An 18411-nucleotide genomic window follows, 5' to 3' on the forward strand; every position below is an offset into this window, starting at 1 on the left:
AGAACTCGTAGAATCTTTGTAGAGATCCGGCCATCCGAGGGGGAGCGGTTGGTGCCGCACGCTGTGGAACAATGGTCGGGTGAGTCGAGCGTGGATTGTGATGCCCGTGTACAACGAGGCCGAGGTGGTGGGCGAGGTCCTGGAGAGTCTCCGGAAGACCTTCCCCCACGTGGTGTGCGTGGACGACGGCTCCCGGGACGACTCCGCTCAGATCTGCCGGGACGCCGGGGCTGTGGTGGTCCAGCACCCGATCAACCTGGGGCAGGGTGCCGCGCTGCAGACGGGCTTCGAGTACGCCCTGCAGGATCCGGAGATGGACTGCGTGGTCACGTTCGACTCGGACGGCCAGCACCGCGTGGTCGATGCGTACGACATGGTCCAGCGCATCCGCAGCGGGGAGGCCGAGGTGGTGCTCGGCTCGCGCTTCCTCGACGACCGCACCCAGGTGTCCACGCTCAAGCGCCTCGTGCTGCGCACGGCCGCGTTCGTGTCCAAGTTCACGAGCGGCATGGACCTCTCGGACGCCCACAACGGGCTGCGCGCGATCGACCGGGCCACCGTGGCCGAACTGCACCTCAAGCAGAACCGCATGGCCCACGCCTCGGAGATCGTCAACCGCTTCGCGGAGCTGCAGCCCCGCTGGGTGGAGCATCCCGTGGAGATCATCTACACGGACTACTCGCGCGGCAAGGGCCAGTCCCTGCTCAACGGCGTGAACATCCTGGCCGAACTTTTCGTGAAGTAGCGGAGGCGCACCCCCATGACCATCGTGGTACAGATCGTCCTGATCCTCGCCGTGGCCTACGGCGCCCTCACGCTCGTTCGTGGCGGGGCCAACGCCAAGCACCAGGCCATCCGCCGGCTGGCCGCCGTGGCGTTCTTCCTGTTCGCGGCCGTGTCCATCCTGGTGCCGGACCTCGTCACGCAGGTGGCCCGCGCACTGGGCATCGGCCGCGGCACCGACCTGGTGCTCTACGCGCTCGTGGTGCTGTTCATGGTCACCCAGTACACCTCGGCCCAGCGCCGCCGCGTGGAGGAGACCAATGTGACGCGCCTGGCCCGTCACATCGCCATCGCGGAGGCGGAGAAGCCGTGGGAGCACGACGCCGCCCACGCCCAGCGGCCCTCGGTGCTCACCTTCGCCGCGGCGTCGCCCATCGCGCGTCCCGCCGACGTCCCGCAAGAGGGCCCCGCCGACTCGACGGGCGACGCCGCACGGGGCGGCTCCACGGCCATCTGACCTCGCGGGCACCACGGTGACCCGTATCACTTTTCATGAGGATGCATTCTGCGTCCGAGCATGACGTGGCGCACCCCGTTCATCGGCGCAGGTCAGGGCGGTTATCCACAGATCAGCGCCGCGGTCGTGTCCACGGCCCCCGATTTCCCCTAGCGTTCCCCCAGAGATGACCAGCCAGTAACGGGTTCGGGGGAACCCCAGGGGGAGCCATGGCCACGGGTGTTGCCGAGGACGCAATCGGACTGATCGAGGCGGACGTGCGCGAGCAGATCCGCCGCGCGGGGCTCGATCCGCTGCACGAGGTGGAGCCCACCCGCCAGATCGTGGCCTCGGTGGTCTCCGATTACGACGTCCGCTCGGCGCGTGCCGGGCTGCCCCGGCTCCAGGATCTCGAGGCCGCACGGAAGACCGTGCTGGACCTCGTGGCCGGCTACGGGCCCCTGCAGCCCTATCTGGACGACCCCGAGGTCGAGGAGATCTGGATCAACGGGCCTGCGTAAAACGCGTTTAGGTTTCTTGGTGTCAGGAGGTCACACCGACCTCACCGGACCCAAGAAGGGCGAGCACCATGAGCAACCGCACCGAATCCAAGATCCCCACCCCCGCCGAGATCAAAGCCTGGCCCAAGTTCAAAACCTGGACCCTCGGCACCACCCCCGGGCCCACCAGCCACCTGCACCAAACCAAGACCGGCGACTACATGTGGATTTACGGGGGGATGCTCTATGACTCCACAAGTCACACCATCTCGGCCTACTCCATGAAGGACGCCACGGACCGCGAGCGAACTGCCGTGAGCCGTGCCCTCGAGGCGCGCCGCCGCCAATGGTTCCAGGGTGACGGAGAAACCACCCGCGACAAGATCCTCAGCGACGAGAACTGGCAGCCCGTGAACGGCCGGGAAGGGGTCTACGTGGTCGCCCTCGCCCGTGCGTGCCCCTTCGGCGGACCAGACACGGGAATGGAACCCGGCGCCGCCAGTGAGATCGGCGAAGACGACGGCCACTTCGGGACGATGCTGGACACCGACGTGGACGGCCTGGACGGCGAGCGCAAGGAATCCGAGTTCATCCTTACCCGGGTGTGGTCCCCGGAACACGGGGTGCAGCTCGCGGTGAGGATCGAGGACCGAAAAGTGGACGGCCCCGGGCACCCAGTGAACAACCTGGTGGCGTTCCACAAGCGCCTCGGGGAAGAGATCGACCGTCTGCTCGAGGACCACCCGGACCAGGCCAGCTACTGGTCCGGTGAGTAGCCAAGTAACAGGGGACACCAGGGGATAAGAGAGCGGCCCTCAGCATCACGCAGGGGGCCGCTTCTTCATGCCAGGGAGACGGGGCTACGGGGTGCCGCCGTTCTGTTCCGCCATGTACTCCGACTGGATCTCGCCACTGGTCTTGCATCGTCCCAGAGAGGGCTCGAAGCATTCCGAGCCCACCTGGTATTCGAACCCGGGCTCCACGTACCCCTTGTAGTCGTAGAACTCCTTGGAGGGGCCCACATAGCCGTTCTCGTCGGCCTCGGGACGCTGGTAACCATTGGGCTCGGCGGCTTCCGCAGAGTCTTCCTGGGAGGCGCAGTAGTCCTGCACCTCGGCCATTGCCTCGTCCGTCAAAGGCCCAGCCGGGAAGTAATCCGACGCGCACTTGCCTCCACTGGCGAGAAACTCATTCAAACTCGTCGTTTGCCCATCCTGGTCCGCCGGGGGGCCGCCGATCGCGCTGCCTGACCCTTCGGACCCTCCCGTCGGTTCATCGCTCGGCGCCGCCTCTGAGGGCTCCCCGCTCTCAGAGGCGCTCGCGGGCGCAGTGGCAGTGGGCGTGGCGCTCGCCGTGTCAGTCGGGGAAGCGCTCGGACTGCTGGACGCGCTACTGGGCGATTCGGCAGGGGCGGTCTCGTTTGAGCCGCACCCGCTCAAAGCGAGCGTTAGGAGGGCTAGAGGGACGATGTAACGACGCATGGATTGGTCTCCTGGTGGGGATCGGCTGGGATGCGGGGGACGATGCCAGGGATGCAGGTACTTCAGCAGCCGGCACACTGAGGATGCGGAGTCACCTGCCCCATCGCTGCAGTGCCCCCGTCTGAGGTGCGGACCGCCACGAGGTCGAGTGCCGCGATGTTCGGATCATCCGTGTGCTGACGGAGGGCCTCTGCGACCTCCTTGACCATGGGGCCCGCATAGTTGGTGGTGGCATTGGCCCCCATTGGCAGCTTGAAGTCAATGATCACATCGTCGTCCTCAACACCGATCTTCGTGATCGGCGTGTTCGGGTTGTACAGATGCGGCAGATCGGCCCGCAGGTACTCGTCCACGGAGGCTGAGGGCCCCCTGTGGTTAGGATCCCACGCGGGAACCTGGGTTGCCGCAGGCTCCTCGGCCGCCTGGGTGGCGTCCGCGGCCGGAGCCTCCCCTTGGGCGTCCTGCTCGGACATCGTTTCCCCGGTGTGGACGTAGCTTTCACTCGGGGTCGCAGTGACCATGACCGTAGGGGCGGCCTCGGGAGTGAAGGCGGCGCACCCGGTCAGGACGAAGGATGCGGCGACGACGGTGAGGGGGATGGTGTAACGGCGCATGGGGGTGCTCCTAGGTTCGGTTCAGTCGAGTTTTGGCATGGTCTCTGGGACCGCGGGGGATTACCCGCCGTACCCCTGGTCCAGCTTCCGCTTGGAATAGAAGTGCTCGACACCGTGCCGGTCCACGATGACTACACCCGTGGCCGGGTTGTTGTCGGTCCAATCCGGGTCCGCGAGAGTGTGCGCGTACCGCCACCCGTCCTGACTGTCGGAGTCCTCAAGCCCGGTCTCCACGGTGATCTCGCCGGGCGCCGTAGCTGTCATGGACTTCATGCCGCACACCCAGGAGAGCGACGTCTCCGCACACGCGTTCTCCCACGAGGTCGCGCCCGCGTTGCTGGCAAGGGACTGCTGGTAGCCGGCCAGCCATTCCTTGCCCTTCTGCTCGTTCATATCGTTCTGGATCATCGTCCAGGTCATGATGACGGCGACGGCCACGAGGGCCCAGAGGCTGGCGATGAGGGCGTTACGGCGCGTGATGTGGCGCATGGGGGGGTCCTTAGCAATGGGGGGTTGCTTCCGCTAAGTATTCCCGCCCCAGAGCCTGATACAGGTTGGGGCGGGAATGTTACCTGGGGGTCAGTGCGCGCCCCGCAGCTCACGGGTACCGTGCCGGTTTGCCGCCCGGCGCTCCCGCTGAGCCAAGAACCGCTCCAGTTCGGCCTTGATGACCGCCGCGTCCTGGGCCGTGTTCGCGGACACCTGCACGTGCATGCTCTGGTCGATCACATCCCCGTGCCGGACGTTGGACGCACTGCGAGCGCCGGGCACCTCCCCGGTGCGGTGGATCTGGCGGAGGGCTGGGAGCATCCCCGGGCGGGAGGTTACGGCTTCGGGCATCACGTACTCGTTGCGGTGCACCAGGCCCGCCACTGCACTACCCGCACCCATGCCGGTGAACCCGCCCTTGCGGTACCCGGACGTGTTGCCCATGTACTGCAGCAGAGTGTTGTCGTCGGCCTTCACCGGTGGGGTGAGGTTCGACAACCGGTCCGTGACCGCGGCCTTGTAGTTAGGGAACGCGGCGAGTGTGTCGCTGTCGGACACCCCGGCCCGGTGAGCGTCCCCGAGGATGGAGTTCCAGCGTTGCCCCGCGCCAGGGGTGCCCACCAGGCTGGCGAGCGCATTGTCCTGTTCGGTGAGACTGTCGAACGCTTTGTCCCACCCGTCCTTGTACTCGGGGATCGCGCCGAAGGACCCGTAGTGGAGGATTTTGCCGGCCCCGTGGCCCAGCCAACCGGTGGCCTTGTCACCCCACCCCATGTTCTGCTTCTTGTTGATGACGTCGCCGATACCGTTGACCCCGGACATAGTGCCACCCAGGATGGACCCGTTCTTGTTGGCCCAGTCCTTGCCCTTCATCTCGGCGTTCACATCACCGCCGGTGGCGATGCTGTTCTCCGCACCCGAGGGGTTCAGGTCCGCGTTCAGCTTGTTCAGGCCCTCCATGCCAGCCCCCGCGGCGGCGAGACCACCCGCGGCAGCGGCGGCGAGACCGAAGTTCTTGGCGAGACCCTTCGCGGAGAACGCGCCCCGGTCCATCTTCCGGGTGGTATTGCCGAGCATGTCGGTGAGCCCGCCAAGTTGACGGGTTGAGGACTTCGCGTGCCGGCCGGTGGAGCGGAGCTCCCCACCGAAGATGCTGGTGAGGGCTGTGGCCCCACGGCTGCCCAGGAGCGCCTCGACCACACCGCCCACACCACGGCGCCCGGCGAAGAACCCGAGCAGCGCTGTGGCCGTCTTCACGGACCGGTAGGCGGTGAACGCCGCCCCGCCTGCGGCGATCAAGGGGATCAGCACGGGCAGGGTGGGTTTGAGGACCTTCAGCAGGATCCCACCGAACTCGCCGAGCACGGACAGTGCGGGCTTCATACTGTTCACCGACTCCTTGGCGACCTGCAAGAAGTCGGTGAGGTCATCGGTCATGGGGGAGAGGAACGCTTCCCCGGCCTGGGACAGGCTGGACGTGAAGTTCGTGAACGACCCCTTCAACGTCCCAGCAGCCTTCTCCGCGCCGCCCTCCGAGTTAGCGGCGAGCGCTGAGAACACGTCGTCCGCAGACACCTGGCCCTTGGACACGAGGTCCTGGACCTGGGACTTGTCCACGCCCTTCTGCTTCGCGATCCAATCCATCATGGGGATGTTGCGGTCCATGAGCTGCATCATGTCGTCGCCCTGGGCTTTGCCCTTGGCTTGAATCTGCTTCAACGGCAGCGCCATCTCTTCGAGGGACATGCCGTAGGTCGCGGACGTGTCGATAGCGCCCTGCAGCGCGTCATGGACCTTGGACTGGTCCATGCCGGATGAGATCAGCCCGGACCCGAGAGCGGCAATAGAACCGGTGGAGAACGGGGTGTCCTGGGCGAGGCCCTTGAACTGGCCCATCATGTTCCCGCGGTCCTTGTCGGACATGCCCATGGTCTCCATGACCACGTCGGCCTGCTGCACGTCAGCGATGCGTTTCGCGCCCCCGGCGAGCGCCATGCCGCCCACGAGCGCGCCGCCCATCTTCGCTTTGGACCCCATGCTGCTGAGCGTGTTCTCGACTTCGGAGACAGACCCGGCGGTGCGGCGCACGATGGAGTCCATCGCGGAGTTCCAGTCCTTCGCCATGCCTTGGGCGCGCACGAGCCCGGTGGCCCGGTGCATCCGGCGGGAGGAGCGTTCCACGCTGGTCGCGGTCCGCCCCCATGCGCCGCTGAGGAATCCCAGGTCAGCGGCCCCACGGGTCGCCATGGACTGCAGGGCGCTCGCGGTCCGGTTCGCTGAGGACCGTGTGGCGCCCAGTTCACGGTTGGCGCGCCGCCCGTGTGCCTGGATCGCCTGGGCGGTTGCCTGCGCGGCCTTGGACTGGGCGCGTGCACCGCGTTCGGTGGCCCGGGTGGTGTCCTGGGTGGCGCGGGTCCTGCGGCGCTCGCTGCCTGCGACCGTGGCGGCGGTGTCCCGTGCGGTCTTGGCGCGGCGCCGTTCGGACTGCTCCACCCGTTTGTTCGCGCCGTCGGTGGTCTTGGCCGCGTTCTCGCTGGCTTTGCCGAGGTCCTCTACAGCCTTTTTGGCTTTCGTGGAGGGGCCGGTGAGCCGGTCGATGAACTCGGCGACGAATGTCATCCGTGAGTTGCCCAAGCTGAGGTCCGTTCAGAGTCGTTCCGTGGTCAGAACAACCCTCCCGCGACGTGGCCGGGCAGTGGGGGACGGGGCGGCGGGTCACTTTCTAGAGCACCTCTGAATGGGCCCTACGAGGTGGTAACGGTTCCCCCATCGGGTGTCATTCGGGTAATCCTCCTCGGCTCAGGTGCGAACTGACCGCATTCGACCAGAATGTCGTGGTCACTCATCACATGCTCAGGGGGAAACCAATCCTCGGGCACAGAATGGCCGTCGAAGGAACCACACTGGCCGCAGAAGTACGCGGCCTCGGCTTCTACGCGGCGCGGCGGCCGCTGAATCCTTCCCTGCGCAGACCGGACGTCATCCCGTTCAAAGTGCAGTCGCTCGAACTTCAGGATTCGCAGATATTTGGCGGTCTGGCAATTGCGGCATGAGGGTGCATCCATACGCATAGGGTCTCACGGTTTTGGGCAGGTGGTGACAGGTCTCACCTGGTCAGCACCTGTCGCACAGTGGAGGCGTGCCAGGTGCGCCCGGTGGCGGTGGGGACGTCTTCGTCGTTCAGGGCCGCGGCGATCTTGGCGTATGAAAGGCCGGCGGCTCGCTCGCGGTGGATCCGGTCCACGGTGGGCTGGGAGAGTACGGAGGCCCGGCCCATGTGTTTGCCGGTGGTGGCTTTGATCTTGGCCATGCCGTCACGGGTGCGCTCGGCGATCTTCTTCCGCTCCATCTCCGCGAACGTGCAGGTGACCTGTGCCATGGCGGCGCCAGTGATGGTGGACGTGTCGATCCCCAGGTCCAAGCAGATCAACGCCCAGTGCTGGCGGGTGGCTGTCTCGAGCAGGCCAGCGAAGTCCGCCACGGAGCGGGAGAGTCGGTCGAGCTTGGACACGGCGAGCGCGTCAGCCTTCCCGGCTTTGAGGTCCGCGAGGGCTTGGGCGAGCACTGGGCGGTTCTTGAGTGTCTTGGCGCTCGCCGCGTTCTCGCGTCGCAGGTCGAGCTCCCAGCCCAGCCGGTGCGCTTCGGCTCGGAGGGCGGCGATCTGCACCTCAGGGCCAATATCCTGCTTGCTGGTGGAGACGCGGACGTAGCCGATGACGTGCAGCTGGGGGGTGGTCATGCCCTAATCATACATAAAGGGAACCCTTTATGTATGGTTTGCGTGATAGCCCGTCAAGAAACCTTCCACCCCAGCGCGGGTGGCCCGGTCTACAGGGTCCGAATCGTCAGCGGGCAGCGCGTCCAACATGCCTGCGAGCGCGTCCACTGTCGTCGTGGCATCGTCCTCGGTCATCGCGTGGAATGTCTCGGTGATCGTGGCCATCTGTTGATCCTCTCAGAGGTCCTGAGTGGCTTGGGTATCCGTGGGGCGGGCGCCAAGCCTGTACCCGTACACGAACCCGTCCAGGCGGGCGCGTGTGAGCTGCTCCTCGAGGTCCCCGGGGGTGCCCTGGGCCTGGAGCAGGATTGCCTCTATCTCGTCCACGAGTCCCGCGAGCTCATCGTCTGTCGCCATTGCGCTCTGTGAGAGGCCGGCCGCTGCCAGGTCTTCGGGTGTCATGCTCGCGCTCCTTCAAGATGCCGGTGGGCGGGTCCTGTCCAAACCCGCCCACCGGGGTGTTCGTCCTGCTGCTGATCCTACGCGGCGGCGTCTGGGGTTGGTTCCGGTGTGCACCGCCGCTGGTCCTCACGCGCCGCTTCGACCCCGGCCTTCACAGCACGCGCCTGCCACGACACGGGTACCTCCTGACCGGCGGGCCGCGCACGGGCACGCTCAATGCCCACATCCTCGAACACCCGGTCCACCAGGTCGCGCAGATCACGAGCGAGGCGGTAAGGATCTGGGTCCGGGTAACCTACTCCGTCGAGCTTGACCAGGGTGGGGGACTTCACCCCGTCGGGTGCCGTGTTGCCGGGTCCGTAGAACGGGATCTCCCCATGCTCGGCCCGGACCGCGGCCTGCAGCTCGGACCATGCGTCGGAGGCCGCGTAGGCGCGCCGCAAAAGGTCCTCCATGGCCGTGCGCACCTCGGCGGTACTGAGGTCCACCTGGGTGGCCTTCGCGGCCTCTACGAGCTCACGGTGGCGGGCTCGGGCCTTCTCCTCGTCCACGGTGGCCTGTTCGGCGTCAACGGCCGTCTGGGCGCGCTGGACCCGCTTGGATTTGATCCCAAGGTCTCCTTGGGCGCCGGCCAGTTCCAGGGGGTCAACGTCCTCCCCGGACACTGCCCGGTCCTCGAGGGCGGCGAACGCTGCAGCGGCGGTCTGGTGCGCCTGGGCGGCCTGTTCGAGGATGGTCTGGGCTTCTCGCAGTCGTCGTTCAGCTCTGGTGCTCATTGTTCTTCTTTCTCGGGGTGGGGTAACGGGCGTCATGCTTCAGCCACGTTTTCGCGGTGGTGGCCTGTGTGGCCTTGTGGAGGGTTTCGAGGTCCGGGCGGCGGTACACGGTGCCGTTGACCCAAAACTCGATTGCGCTGGGTCGCCCCAGGCCCACAAGGGGCACCCCGGACGGGCCCTCAGGGTCCGCCCCTCCCGTGAACGGGGGGAAGGTGCCGCACTCGGTGAGGACCCTGGCGTGGAGCTCGTCCCATGTGGCGATGTCCTGGACGCCTTCTCGGAAGTAGTCCTCAATGGCCTTGATGAGGGGCATCCCGTAGGACCCGAACCGGCGCATGCCCTCCACCGCGGCCACGAGGTCAGGGCTGGGCGTCATGGGTGGTGCCGCCCAGGGGACGCAGGTAGTCGGCCACAGCGAGCCGGATGAACCCGGCGCGGCTGGTGCCGGTCAGCGAGCGCAGGGTGTCCACTCGGCGGATCATGTCCGGGGGCATGGCCACCACGAGGCGCTGCAGGTGGGGTGTGCTCACAATCCCACCTCGTCCGCCCACTTGTTGAACGCGATGTTCTCGGCGGACTTGGCGTGGTAGTTCCGGGAGACCGAGAGCGCGCACTCGATAGCGGTCTCAGCGACCCGCGCACTGTTCCCGCGCTCGCCGAACTTGAGGGTGGTCAGTTCCGTCCAGAGGGCCCGTCCGAACTTCTCGAAGTCCGGCGGGTTCTGGGGGTCGAGCTTGGCCATGTGGCCCTCCTGGTGGTCGTGCCCCGGGGCTGGGTGCCCGGGGCTGTGATACCAATGTGGGGTCAAAACGATGCCGAAAGGTGGACGGCGGGCAATGTCACCGGGCGCTCGCAGGCCGACGTTTCCGCCGCTTCCCGGGCACCGGGCCACTCATAGCCGTAAACCGCTCCTGAGCCAGCAGCAGGCGGCGTCGCAGGTCCGGGAGTGCGTGCTGCGGGATGAACACCACCCCGGTGCCGCCGTCCAGTTCGAGGCCGCTCTGTGACCCGCGGCGGGTGAGCCGGGCGCGGACCTCGTGGGGGTCCACCGGGGCAGGATCCGAAAGTCCTATGGCCGAAAGTTCGGGGCCGGAATCGGTAAGTCCTGTGGAGGTAATTACGGGGGCCTCTGCGGGGCTAGTGGTGGCGCTTTCCGCCAGTCCTGTGCACGCCATTTTCGTGGGGTGTGGGGCTACTGCGTTACCGTCCTGTGCGTGACTCTGGTGGGGGTTCATGGGGTGCCCTTCCGGTGCTGGTGGAGTTGGTGTTGGAGTGCGCGGTTGAGGTGCTGTATTTGCATGTTGCGGGCGTCGAGTGCGCGCACGAGGTGTTGCAGGTCCGCTTTGGTCTTGGCGTTGGTGAGCATCTGTTCGACCCGGCGGTGGTGGTAGTCCTGCTCGTTTGTGTCCTGCGGGGTGAATGCTTTCTGCTGTTCCATGAGGTGTTCTCTTTCTCGTACCCCCTGACTCTCGGGTGGGCCAGAGTCAGGGCTTAGTCAGGGGTTGAGTCAGGGTTGAGTCAGGGGGCCTGACCCCCGAGAGTCAGCGGATAGTCAGGGCGAGTCAGGGCTGAGAGTCAGGCCCCCTGACTCTCCCGGGCCCCCCTTAAGGGGGCCGGGAGTCAGGCCACCGGTCAGGACGACCAGTGAGGGAGGCCGTAGCCCTTCTTGTTGTCGTGGAGAACCTGCTCGGAATCGACAAGCTCTCTTAGCGCCTGAGTGACGGTTGGCTGGGATCCTCCGACCTTGCTGCGGATGCGGTCCCGCCCCTGCCATACGCAGACGGTGGCGAGGTAGTCGAGGATCTGCTCCCCCTTGGCATCTGCGATCTTCTCGGGGGTGAGGTGCCCCAGGATGGTGAGGGTCCGTCCCTGTACCGCCAACCGGGTCTTGGGCATGCCCTCGATCCGCCCCATGGTCTTGAGGAACCGGGGCGCGCCTGGTTCTTCTCCCTCGCGCATCAGCGTCCACACTGCAGAGCAGGACCCGAGGAACGCGGAGGCACCACGGGCGCGCTCGCCGTTGTGCCCGGCGTGCATCGTGACCATGGATTCCTGACCGCCGAGCTCCCGCACGAACTCGTCCCAGGCCGTGAGCAGCCGCTGCACGTCGCTGTTGGAGTTCTCGTCCAGCCCGAGCGAAGCCAGCAGCGGCCCCACGGGGTCGAGGATGTACGTGTGGGCGCCGCCGTACCGGTTCACCAGCTCGGCGCGCACAGCTGGGTTGGTGAAGTCGAACCCGGAGCCCAGCCCGTTGAGCAGCACGGTCTCCACCTTGTGGGTGTTGGTGATCCCAGCGTCCTCGTACCAGTCCAGGAGCATGTCCTCGGTCATCTCGAAGTCGAACACGACGACCGCGGGGCCCTCGCAGTCGGGGACGGCCTCGGTGGTGTACTTCCCGAGGAACTGCCCGCCGTCCACTAGTGCCCGGACCACGTTGGTGGTCATGGTGGTCTTGCCGGCCTTGGGCGCCCCTACAAGGTTGATGCGCCCCCCGGCGGGCCACATGTCTTGGATTCGCCAGCGGGGACGCGTGCGGGGCGCTGCGAGCCGGTCCGCGAGGGTGGACAGGGCCGGGAGTTCCGAGACTGTGGAGGACTCGGCCGCGATCCGTCGGCGCGCCTCCTCGCGGATCTGCATGCGCTCCATCTCGTTGATGACCATGCGTTCGCGGGCAACGGCCGGGTCCGGCTCTTTGAACTCGGCGCTCTCCGGGAAGTCGGCGAATGGTTCTACGGTCATGCTGCTGCGCCCCCTCGGGTGCTGGCGCCCCTTGGGGTGGCTGCTGATCGGATGGTTCTGATGGCCTCGGCCTGGGGAAGACCGGCTGTTTCGGCGGCGTGGAGCAGAGCGGTGGCGTACTCCTGTGTCAGCAGCCCGTCTTGCGCGAGCTGCCACGCCGCCCAATTCAGAGTGCTGTTCCGCTGCCCCTCGGGAGCGGTGGACACAGTGCGGAGCAACCCGGCCACACGACGGTCCGCCTGCGAACGTGTGGGGGGGGCCACGGGCATGGGGCGGCGCTGTGCGGGCTCCTGCGGGGCCAGCATGTCGTGAAGCCACTGGGGGAGGGGTAGGAGCTTCCCAGGGTCTCCTGCTGGCGTGTAGGTGCCTTGCTTGAGGTTGGTTCCGGGCCCGCACGCGTAGCCACCGTGGGCGCGGACATCGACCTGCCATTCCACTCCGGTGCGGTTTCGGATCCGTGAGCCAACCGGGGCGCGGAAGTACAGGTGCAGCCCTCCGCTCGGTGTGGTCACAGTGAACGTGTCGAACATGGACACGTTGGGGGAGTGGCGGGACCAGAGGTCCGCGAACACGTCCACCCCGTCACGGATCCCGGGCCGGTCCCACTCAGGCGGAGGGGTGGAACCATGGGAATCACAGTCGATCACCACCAGCCCGGAGCGGCCGCACGCGATACCCACGCCGGCACCCTTCGGCCACCGGTCGAGCTGGGCGGGGTCCACGGTGGCCCGCTTCTCCCAGTCCGTGATCGCCGGCCGCTTCTCACCCGGGATCAACGGCAACAGGTGGAAGCCGTGAATCGCGAGCGCGTAAAGGTGATCGCGGGTAGACTGGTGGTGGTTCGGAAGATCGTTCTTCGAGGCCCCCTGGTTGCCCGCCGGGGGGTTCTTTTTTGCCGTCATGCTGCTGCACCCCCACGGGTCTCTACGGGGCGCAGGAGGCCCGCGAGCGCGGCCTTCTGGGCGTCGTTGAGCGGGGGAGCTTCGGCCACGAGACGGGCCACGTAGGCGTCCAGGTCCGGTGTGCCGAACTGTCCGCGGATGACGTTGCTCATGCGGACACCCCCTCGTTGAGGGGTGAGGTGTTAGCCCACAGGATGCGGACCAGCTCATCACGCTGGGCAGCGCTGATGGAGTAGTCGCCGGTAGTGGCTTGGAGGACGGTGGCCTTGAGATTGGCGGCCACGAGGTCACGCCGGGCAGTGGAGAGCCGGGCGGTATCAGAAGCGGCGAACCGGGAGAGGGCCCCGAGGCGGGCTCGCGCTCGCTGTGGTGTTTCGATAGACATCAGACGCTGATCCTTCGCAGGATTCGGGCACAACGAATCGAGCCACGATTTTCAGCGGCTCAAAATTCGTGCATTGCGTCTGACGTCTTGTCATGCCCTCGCACGCGGACATGTGAGCACTGTGCCTAATGCTCACGGGATAAGCATATCATGCCTGGAGTGTCAAGCACGCTTCTCTGTGAGGATTGCGGGTAGCTCTCGCAACCGGGACACGTCCACCCGTGCGCGCTCGCCGTGCGAGACGTTGCGGGCGACCAGGTCCAGGAACACGTACATGCCCAGCTTCACGGGAGCGAGAACCACCCGGCGGCGGCAGGTAGGGCACTGGAACTCCACCTTGCCCACGCTCATGCCAGGGCCCACCCTGCCGGGATCCTCCATGTTGAGATCCGTGTAGTCGTTGGGGGCGTAGTCGATAGCGTCGCCCCGCTTCGAGGTCACCTCGTCCTGCTGCTTGTGATCGAACATGCGGGCCTGGGGGACGAACCGCGGACGGCCGTGGGCTGTGATGGGCGCATCCCAGAACACCAGGGACGCCGGCACGTCCTCCCCGGACATGACCTCAGCCCACCGGCCCCGGCCCAGCTCCCGGGACGGGTGCTGTCCGCCATCGGTGCAGCGCACCAGCAGTTCGCCCTCGGACGCGGGCAGTTTCGGGGTCACGAAGTAGCTGCCCTCGTGCAGGTAGGTCCGTTCGGAGTTGTCCCAGGCGGGGGTGATTTCCATGCTCATGCCTTCCATTCGATCTTCACGGATTCGGGGTCTCGTCCCCGGCCCGGCCCCGCGGGCAGGATGGTCACCGTCATCAAGGTGTCCACGATCTCCCGCTTCACCAGCAGGGTGGCGTCCTCCCAGCGGGCCACCGCATCATCACCAGCTATCGCGGCCGCGGCGCTCGCCGGTGTCAGGTCCGCCAACTGCGCCCGGGTCCTCTCCAACTGGGGGCGGACCCCAGCCGTGATCCTGGACAGCTGCTCACCAGTGATCGTGCCAGCCGTGAACAGATCCGCAGCCTCTGACAGCTTCGCCTCGAGCGCCTCGGCCTGCGAGCGCAGGTCGTCCCCGCGTTTCGGGTCCATGGTGGGCAGGGTCTCGAGCACGTCAGGGCGTTGCAGGCGCCCCAGGATCGCGCCCTCCACCACGGCGTCCACTAGGCCCATGGAGCGGGCCACCCTGGTGCAGTCTCGGCACCCGTAGGACGGGATGTTGTGGCGCCCTCGTGGCTTCAAGTAGCGCATCTTGCCGCCGCACCGGCCGCACTCGGCGATCCCCGTCAATAGGTAGGCGGGGGTGGTGCCGTGCTGCACCCGGCGCCCCGGGTCCGCCAGGAGCGCCCGTACCCGGTGCAACTCGTCCTCGGTGATGAGCGGTTCAATCACGTCGGAGGGAAAAATCTCACCCTTGTGCTCGCGGAGCCCGGCGTTCGCGGCCCGCCGGAGGGTCTGCCGGACCGTGCCAGTCCTCCATCCGTTGCCCCGCTGAGTGGGTAACCCCTCCGTGTTCCACCGCATGGCGATGGACCTGACCGATTCACCGGCAAGCAGTCGTGATACCCCGTCGCGGATCTGCTCCGCCTCGGGCGCATACGCCACGTCACGGCTCCCTGCACGGCGTCCCTGGTCGTCGTAGACCCGGCGCCACCCGAACGGGCACAGCCCATTAGGGAGGCCCTGCTCGGCCCGTTCACGCTGCTTACGGCGGATACGTCGCGCCATCTGGTCCGTCTCATGCCGCGCCACACTGCCCTTGATCCGGGCCGTCATTCGGCCTTGTGGAGTTGCAAGGTCGATCTCCCCGCCGATGGACACCAGCGCGATGCTGTGGGCGTCCGCTAGGTCGATCACGTCCTCGAGCTCGCGGGGTGTGCGGGTAAGCCGGTCAACGTCCCACACTATGAGCGCGCCGGCGATCCCGTTGGCGAGGTCCCGGAGCATCTGCTGGTACTGGGGACGGACCTTCGCCCGGGTGGCGGAGGTGTCGTTCTCCACGTACTCATGGACCACGGTCCACCCGCGGGCGCTCGCGGCCTGCCGACAGTCCTCGAGCTGACGGTTCACACCCAGGCTTGTGCCCTCAGCGTCACGGCTGATGCGGGCGTAGATGACAGCGTCCATAAAAGAGATTCTAGCTCAATCTTGACACCCGCCGAGATCTACGTGGCCCGCGGCGGCGAGTCCGAGCTGACCAGCCTGGTGCTCAGCGAGTCGCACGTGCGCACCCTGGTGGAGCGCATGCTCAAGTCCTCGGGGCGCAGGCTGGACCTGAGCTCGCCGTTCGTGGACGCCTCCCTGCCGGACGGTTCCCGGCTGCACGTGGTCATCCCGGACGTGACCCGGGCGCACTGGGCCGTGAACATCCGCAAGTTCGTGGCCCGTGCGCGGCGGCTGAGCGACCTCGTGGCGCTGGACTCGCTCACGGTCCAGGCCGCCGAGTTCCTGCGGGCCGCCGTGGAGTCCGGGCTGAACATCCTGGTCTCCGGCGCCACGCAGGCGGGCAAGACCACCATGCTCAACTGCCTGTGCGCCGCCATCGGGCCGCGGGAGCGGGTGGTCACGGTCGAGGAGGTCTTCGAGCTCAAGGTGGCGCTGCGCGACGTCGTTGGCATGCAGTGCCGCCAGGCGAACCTGGAGGGGACGGGCGAGATCCCGCTGCGCCGGCTGGTCAAGGAGGCGCTGCGGATGCGCCCGGACCGGCTCGTGGTCGGGGAGGTGCGGGAGGCCGAGAGCCTGGACATGCTGATCGCCCTGAACGCGGGGCTGCCGGGGATGTGCTCGCTGCACGCCAACTCCGCGCGGGACGCCGTGACCAAGATCTGCACGCTGCCCCTGCTGGCCGGCGAGAACATCAGTTCCGCGTTCGTGGTCCCCACCGTGGCCTCGTGCTTTGACCTGGTGGTGCACTGCCACCGCGACCCCACGGGACACCGTCACGTCGCGGAGATCCTGGGCATCGGCAACCGGGTGGAGAACGGCGTGATCGAGACGTACCCGATCTTCCGGCGCCAGAACGGCGTGCTGCGGGCGGTGGCATCCGAGGTGCCGTCACCGGAGCGGTTCGAGCGCGCGGGCCACGTCCCCGCGCAGCTGCTGCACGACGACGCCGTCGGCGCCCCGGATGCCCCCGAGTCCCCGGCCTCTCGACCGGCCGCGGCTCACCACGGGGGTCCGGGCGGCAGCGGATCCGACGGTTCGAGCTCCGGTGACGGCCGCGCCGCAGGTGGCGGTCGACGGCAGAACGGCCGTGGCTCCCGGGCCGGCCGTGGCTCCCGGGCCGGCCGCGGCACCGGGCGGGTGGCACCGTGAGCGCGTTCGTGGGCGCGGTGCTGGGGGCCGGGGTGTTCCTCGTCTGGTGGTCGTGCTGGACGCGGCCACCCGTGCAGCGGACCCGGCACGCCAGGACCGGCCGGTTCCGCACCCTGCTGCTGCAGGCGGACCTGCCGGGGATCTCGCTCGGCGCCTTCATCGGACTGAGCCTGCTGCTCGCGGGGGTGGCCGGGGTGCTGGTGCTCGCCCTGACCTCGGCTGCGGTCTTCGGCCTGTGCGTCTTCCTGGTGACCCTCTGGGTCCCCCTATGGTTCGTGCGGCGCCGGGCCCACCGCCGCACCGCGGTGCTGCGCGAGGTGTGGCCGGACGTGGTGGACCACCTGCGCTCGGCCATCCGCGCGGGCATGGGGCTGCCGGAGGCCCTGATGCAGCTGCAGTACCGCGGCCCGGAACCGCTGCGCCCGGCCTTCGCCCGGTTCGCCGCCGACTACCGGGCCAGCGGTCAGCTCCACGGCTCGCTCACCATGCTCAAGCAGCGCCTCGCGGATCCCGTGGCGGACAACATCGTGGAGGCCCTGCGGGTCACCCGTGAGGTCGGGGGAACGGACCTGGGCAAGCTGCTGGGCACCCTCTCCGAGTTCCTGCGCGAGAACGAGCGGACCCGCAGCGAGCTCGAGGCCCGCCAGTCGTGGACGGTCAACGCCGCGCGGCTCTCCGTGGCCGCCCCGTGGCTGATCCTCGGCCTCATGGCCACCCAGCCCGCGGCCGTCCAGGCCTACAACACCCCGGCGGGCGCGGTGGTGCTGCTCGGCGGACTGGCGGTGTCCGTGGCGGCCTACCAGCTCATGCTCCGCCTCGGCGCGCTGCCCACCGAACGGCGGGTGCTGCGATGAACGTCCCGCTGACCTCGGCGCTGCTCGGACTCGTGCTGGCCCTCGGCCTGAGGCTGCTGCTGGGCGCCGTGAAGGCCGTGGGCGCACCCAGCTTTGCGGACCGGATCGCACCCCAGCTGCGCGCCGCGGAGCTGGCCGGGGGGTACGACGGCGGCGGGTGGCACGCGAGGCGCGCCCGCGGACGCTCCCTGACCGGTGCCGCCGGCAGCGCCGCGATGTCCTGGATCCTGCAGCGGGCGGCGCCGCTGTTCTCCAACACGGAGGTGCTTGCCCGCAGGCTCGTGCGGGACGGCTCGCGCAAGGACGTCATGGACTACCGGGCGGAGCAGGTGCTGTGCGCGGTCGCGGGTGGTGTGCTCGGCGGCGTCGGGGGCATCGCCCTCGTGCTGCGGGCCGAGGTCAGCGTGGCGATCGTGGCCGTGGGCGTCGTCCTGGGCGCGGGCTGCGGCGTGTGGCTGCGCAACAACCTGCTCAGCCGCAGCATCCGCCGGCGCGAGAAGCTCATGGTCGCGGAGTTCCCCGCGATCGCCGAGCTCATGGCCCTCGCGGTGGGAGCGGGGGAGAGCACCGTGGGGGCGCTGGAGAGGGTATGCCGCGTGGCCGAGGGGGAGCTGTCCGGGGAGTTCCGCGCCGTGCTCGCCCAGACGCGCGCGGGCTCCGGTCTCACCACCGCCCTGCAGGACTTCTCCGCACGCACCGACGTGGTTGCGCTGGGGCGTTTCGTGGACGGCATCGTGGTGGCCATCGAGCGCGGCACGCCGCTCGCCGAGGTGCTGCGCGCGCAGGCCCAGGACGTCCGGGACCACGACAAGCGTGTGCTCATGGAGGTGGCGGGCAAGAAGGAGATCGCGATGCTCGTGCCCGTGGTGTTCTTCATCCTCCCGCTGAGCGTGGCGTTCGCGGTGTTCCCGGGGCTGGCCGTGCTGGACCTCGGATTCTGAGTGGATCTTCCGTACCGACCAAGAGCCAG

The 18411-nt window shown here is 67.8% G+C and carries 25 protein-coding genes and 1 pseudogene; 8 read left to right on the plus strand and 18 right to left on the minus strand.

The features are described from left to right. Positions 1 to 100 precede the first annotated feature (100 nt). The 4 genes from KRH_RS04370 (at position 101) to KRH_RS04385 (ending at position 2495) form a co-directional block, all read left to right on the plus strand. Complete coding sequence (locus KRH_RS04370; protein WP_041297323.1) at positions 101 to 745, plus strand: glycosyltransferase family 2 protein; 645 nt, start codon at positions 101 to 103, stop codon at positions 743 to 745. Between the two features lie 15 nt (positions 746 to 760). Further along, positions 761 to 1240 carry a DUF2304 domain-containing protein gene (locus KRH_RS04375; RefSeq protein WP_012397971.1) on the plus strand — a complete coding sequence of 160 codons (480 nt, stop codon included), beginning with the start codon at positions 761 to 763 and terminating at the stop codon, positions 1238 to 1240. Positions 1241 to 1449: 209 nt separating this feature from the next. Next, complete coding sequence (locus tag KRH_RS04380) at positions 1450 to 1740, plus strand: hypothetical protein (protein ID WP_012397972.1); 291 nt, start codon at positions 1450 to 1452, stop codon at positions 1738 to 1740. A 68-nt stretch (positions 1741 to 1808) separates the two neighbouring features. Then, complete coding sequence (locus KRH_RS04385) at positions 1809 to 2495, plus strand: hypothetical protein (protein ID WP_012397973.1); 687 nt, start codon at positions 1809 to 1811, stop codon at positions 2493 to 2495. A gap of 84 nt (positions 2496 to 2579) precedes the next feature. On the opposite strand, the gene KRH_RS04390 is transcribed toward KRH_RS04385, so the two are convergent. The 4 genes from KRH_RS04390 to KRH_RS04405 all read right to left on the minus strand — a co-directional run bounded on the left by KRH_RS04390 (position 2580) and on the right by KRH_RS04405 (position 6922). After that, positions 2580 to 2855, minus strand: coding sequence for a hypothetical protein (locus KRH_RS04390; protein ID WP_126341218.1), 276 nt, complete (start codon positions 2853 to 2855; stop codon positions 2580 to 2582). Positions 2856 to 3262: 407 nt separating this feature from the next. After that, entirely contained in the window at positions 3263 to 3814 is a 552-nt protein-coding gene (locus KRH_RS04395; RefSeq protein ID WP_012397975.1) for a hypothetical protein, read from the minus strand. A gap of 60 nt (positions 3815 to 3874) precedes the next feature. Continuing rightward, a complete protein-coding gene (locus KRH_RS04400) occupies positions 3875 to 4303 on the minus strand; it encodes a hypothetical protein (RefSeq protein WP_012397976.1) in 429 nt (142 codons plus the stop codon). Between the two features lie 90 nt (positions 4304 to 4393). Beyond that, positions 4394 to 6922 carry a tape measure protein gene (locus tag KRH_RS04405; RefSeq protein WP_012397977.1) on the minus strand — a complete coding sequence of 843 codons (2529 nt, stop codon included), beginning with the start codon at positions 6920 to 6922 and terminating at the stop codon, positions 4394 to 4396. A 263-nt stretch (positions 6923 to 7185) separates the two neighbouring features. Here KRH_RS04405 and KRH_RS12365 point away from each other — a divergent pair, with 263 nt between their 5' ends. After that, positions 7186 to 7356, plus strand: coding sequence for a hypothetical protein (locus KRH_RS12365; protein WP_012397978.1), 171 nt, complete (start codon positions 7186 to 7188; stop codon positions 7354 to 7356). Positions 7357 to 7409: 53 nt separating this feature from the next. Here the strand turns inward: KRH_RS12365 and KRH_RS04410 are convergent, their stop codons facing one another. The 14 genes from KRH_RS04410 to KRH_RS04460 form a co-directional block, all read right to left on the minus strand. Further along, positions 7410 to 8042: a recombinase family protein gene (locus KRH_RS04410; protein ID WP_012397979.1), complete on the minus strand. Its 633-nt coding sequence runs from the start codon at positions 8040 to 8042 to the stop codon at positions 7410 to 7412. Between the two features lie 27 nt (positions 8043 to 8069). Then, positions 8070 to 8246 (minus strand): hypothetical protein, encoded by a 177-nt coding sequence (locus KRH_RS12370; RefSeq protein ID WP_158301519.1) that lies wholly within the window; start codon positions 8244 to 8246, stop codon positions 8070 to 8072. Positions 8247 to 8258: 12 nt separating this feature from the next. Beyond that, positions 8259 to 8438: a hypothetical protein gene (locus tag KRH_RS04415; RefSeq protein WP_126341217.1), complete on the minus strand. Its 180-nt coding sequence runs from the start codon at positions 8436 to 8438 to the stop codon at positions 8259 to 8261. Positions 8439 to 8560: 122 nt separating this feature from the next. Continuing rightward, positions 8561 to 9259, minus strand: coding sequence for a hypothetical protein (locus KRH_RS04420; protein WP_012397981.1), 699 nt, complete (start codon positions 9257 to 9259; stop codon positions 8561 to 8563). Beyond that, positions 9243 to 9635: a hypothetical protein gene (locus tag KRH_RS04425; RefSeq protein ID WP_041297325.1), complete on the minus strand. Its 393-nt coding sequence runs from the start codon at positions 9633 to 9635 to the stop codon at positions 9243 to 9245. The genes KRH_RS04420 and KRH_RS04425 overlap by 17 nt, the downstream gene beginning before the upstream one ends. Continuing rightward, complete coding sequence (locus KRH_RS12045; protein ID WP_012397983.1) at positions 9619 to 9789, minus strand: ribbon-helix-helix domain-containing protein; 171 nt, start codon at positions 9787 to 9789, stop codon at positions 9619 to 9621. The genes KRH_RS04425 and KRH_RS12045 overlap by 17 nt, the downstream gene beginning before the upstream one ends. After that, on the minus strand, positions 9786 to 10001 hold the full coding sequence (locus tag KRH_RS04430) for a hypothetical protein (protein WP_041297326.1): 216 nt from the start codon (positions 9999 to 10001) through the stop codon (positions 9786 to 9788). Before KRH_RS04430 ends, KRH_RS12045 begins: the two co-directional genes overlap by 4 nt. A gap of 489 nt (positions 10002 to 10490) precedes the next feature. Beyond that, positions 10491 to 10697 (minus strand): hypothetical protein, encoded by a 207-nt coding sequence (locus tag KRH_RS12235; protein WP_012397986.1) that lies wholly within the window; start codon positions 10695 to 10697, stop codon positions 10491 to 10493. A gap of 194 nt (positions 10698 to 10891) precedes the next feature. Then, the gene (locus tag KRH_RS04440) at positions 10892 to 11998 is read right to left on the minus strand and encodes an ATP-binding protein (protein ID WP_012397987.1); all 1107 of its coding nucleotides are present in this window, start codon (positions 11996 to 11998) and stop codon (positions 10892 to 10894) included. Beyond that, positions 11995 to 12900, minus strand: coding sequence for a bifunctional DNA primase/polymerase (locus KRH_RS04445; protein WP_012397988.1), 906 nt, complete (start codon positions 12898 to 12900; stop codon positions 11995 to 11997). Before KRH_RS04445 ends, KRH_RS04440 begins: the two co-directional genes overlap by 4 nt. Next, complete coding sequence (locus tag KRH_RS12390; RefSeq protein WP_012397989.1) at positions 12897 to 13052, minus strand: hypothetical protein; 156 nt, start codon at positions 13050 to 13052, stop codon at positions 12897 to 12899. Before KRH_RS12390 ends, KRH_RS04445 begins: the two co-directional genes overlap by 4 nt. Beyond that, positions 13049 to 13285, minus strand: a complete 237-nt coding sequence (locus KRH_RS12240; RefSeq protein WP_041297328.1) for a hypothetical protein — start codon at positions 13283 to 13285, stop codon at positions 13049 to 13051. The genes KRH_RS12390 and KRH_RS12240 overlap by 4 nt, the downstream gene beginning before the upstream one ends. Before the next feature lie 162 nt (positions 13286 to 13447). Beyond that, positions 13448 to 14017: a hypothetical protein gene (locus tag KRH_RS04455; RefSeq protein ID WP_012397990.1), complete on the minus strand. Its 570-nt coding sequence runs from the start codon at positions 14015 to 14017 to the stop codon at positions 13448 to 13450. Then, on the minus strand, positions 14014 to 15399 hold the full coding sequence (locus KRH_RS04460; protein WP_012397991.1) for a recombinase family protein: 1386 nt from the start codon (positions 15397 to 15399) through the stop codon (positions 14014 to 14016). Before KRH_RS04460 ends, KRH_RS04455 begins: the two co-directional genes overlap by 4 nt. A gap of 27 nt (positions 15400 to 15426) precedes the next feature. Between KRH_RS04460 and KRH_RS04465 the strand changes: the two are divergent. The 3 genes and pseudogenes from KRH_RS04465 to KRH_RS04475 all read left to right on the plus strand — a co-directional run. Then, positions 15427 to 16587, plus strand: a pseudogene (locus tag KRH_RS04465) (CpaF family protein); the annotation flags it as partial. Next, on the plus strand, positions 16584 to 17441 hold the full coding sequence (locus KRH_RS04470) for a type II secretion system F family protein (protein ID WP_012397993.1): 858 nt from the start codon (positions 16584 to 16586) through the stop codon (positions 17439 to 17441). The pseudogene KRH_RS04465 and the gene KRH_RS04470, both read left to right, overlap by 4 nt. After that, complete coding sequence (locus tag KRH_RS04475; RefSeq protein WP_012397994.1) at positions 17438 to 18382, plus strand: type II secretion system F family protein; 945 nt, start codon at positions 17438 to 17440, stop codon at positions 18380 to 18382. Before KRH_RS04470 ends, KRH_RS04475 begins: the two co-directional genes overlap by 4 nt. The last annotated feature ends 29 nt before the right edge of the window (positions 18383 to 18411 follow it).

The sequence above is a fragment of the Kocuria rhizophila DC2201 genome (genome assembly GCF_000010285.1).
Lineage (GTDB): Bacteria > Actinomycetota > Actinomycetes > Actinomycetales > Micrococcaceae > Kocuria > Kocuria rhizophila_A.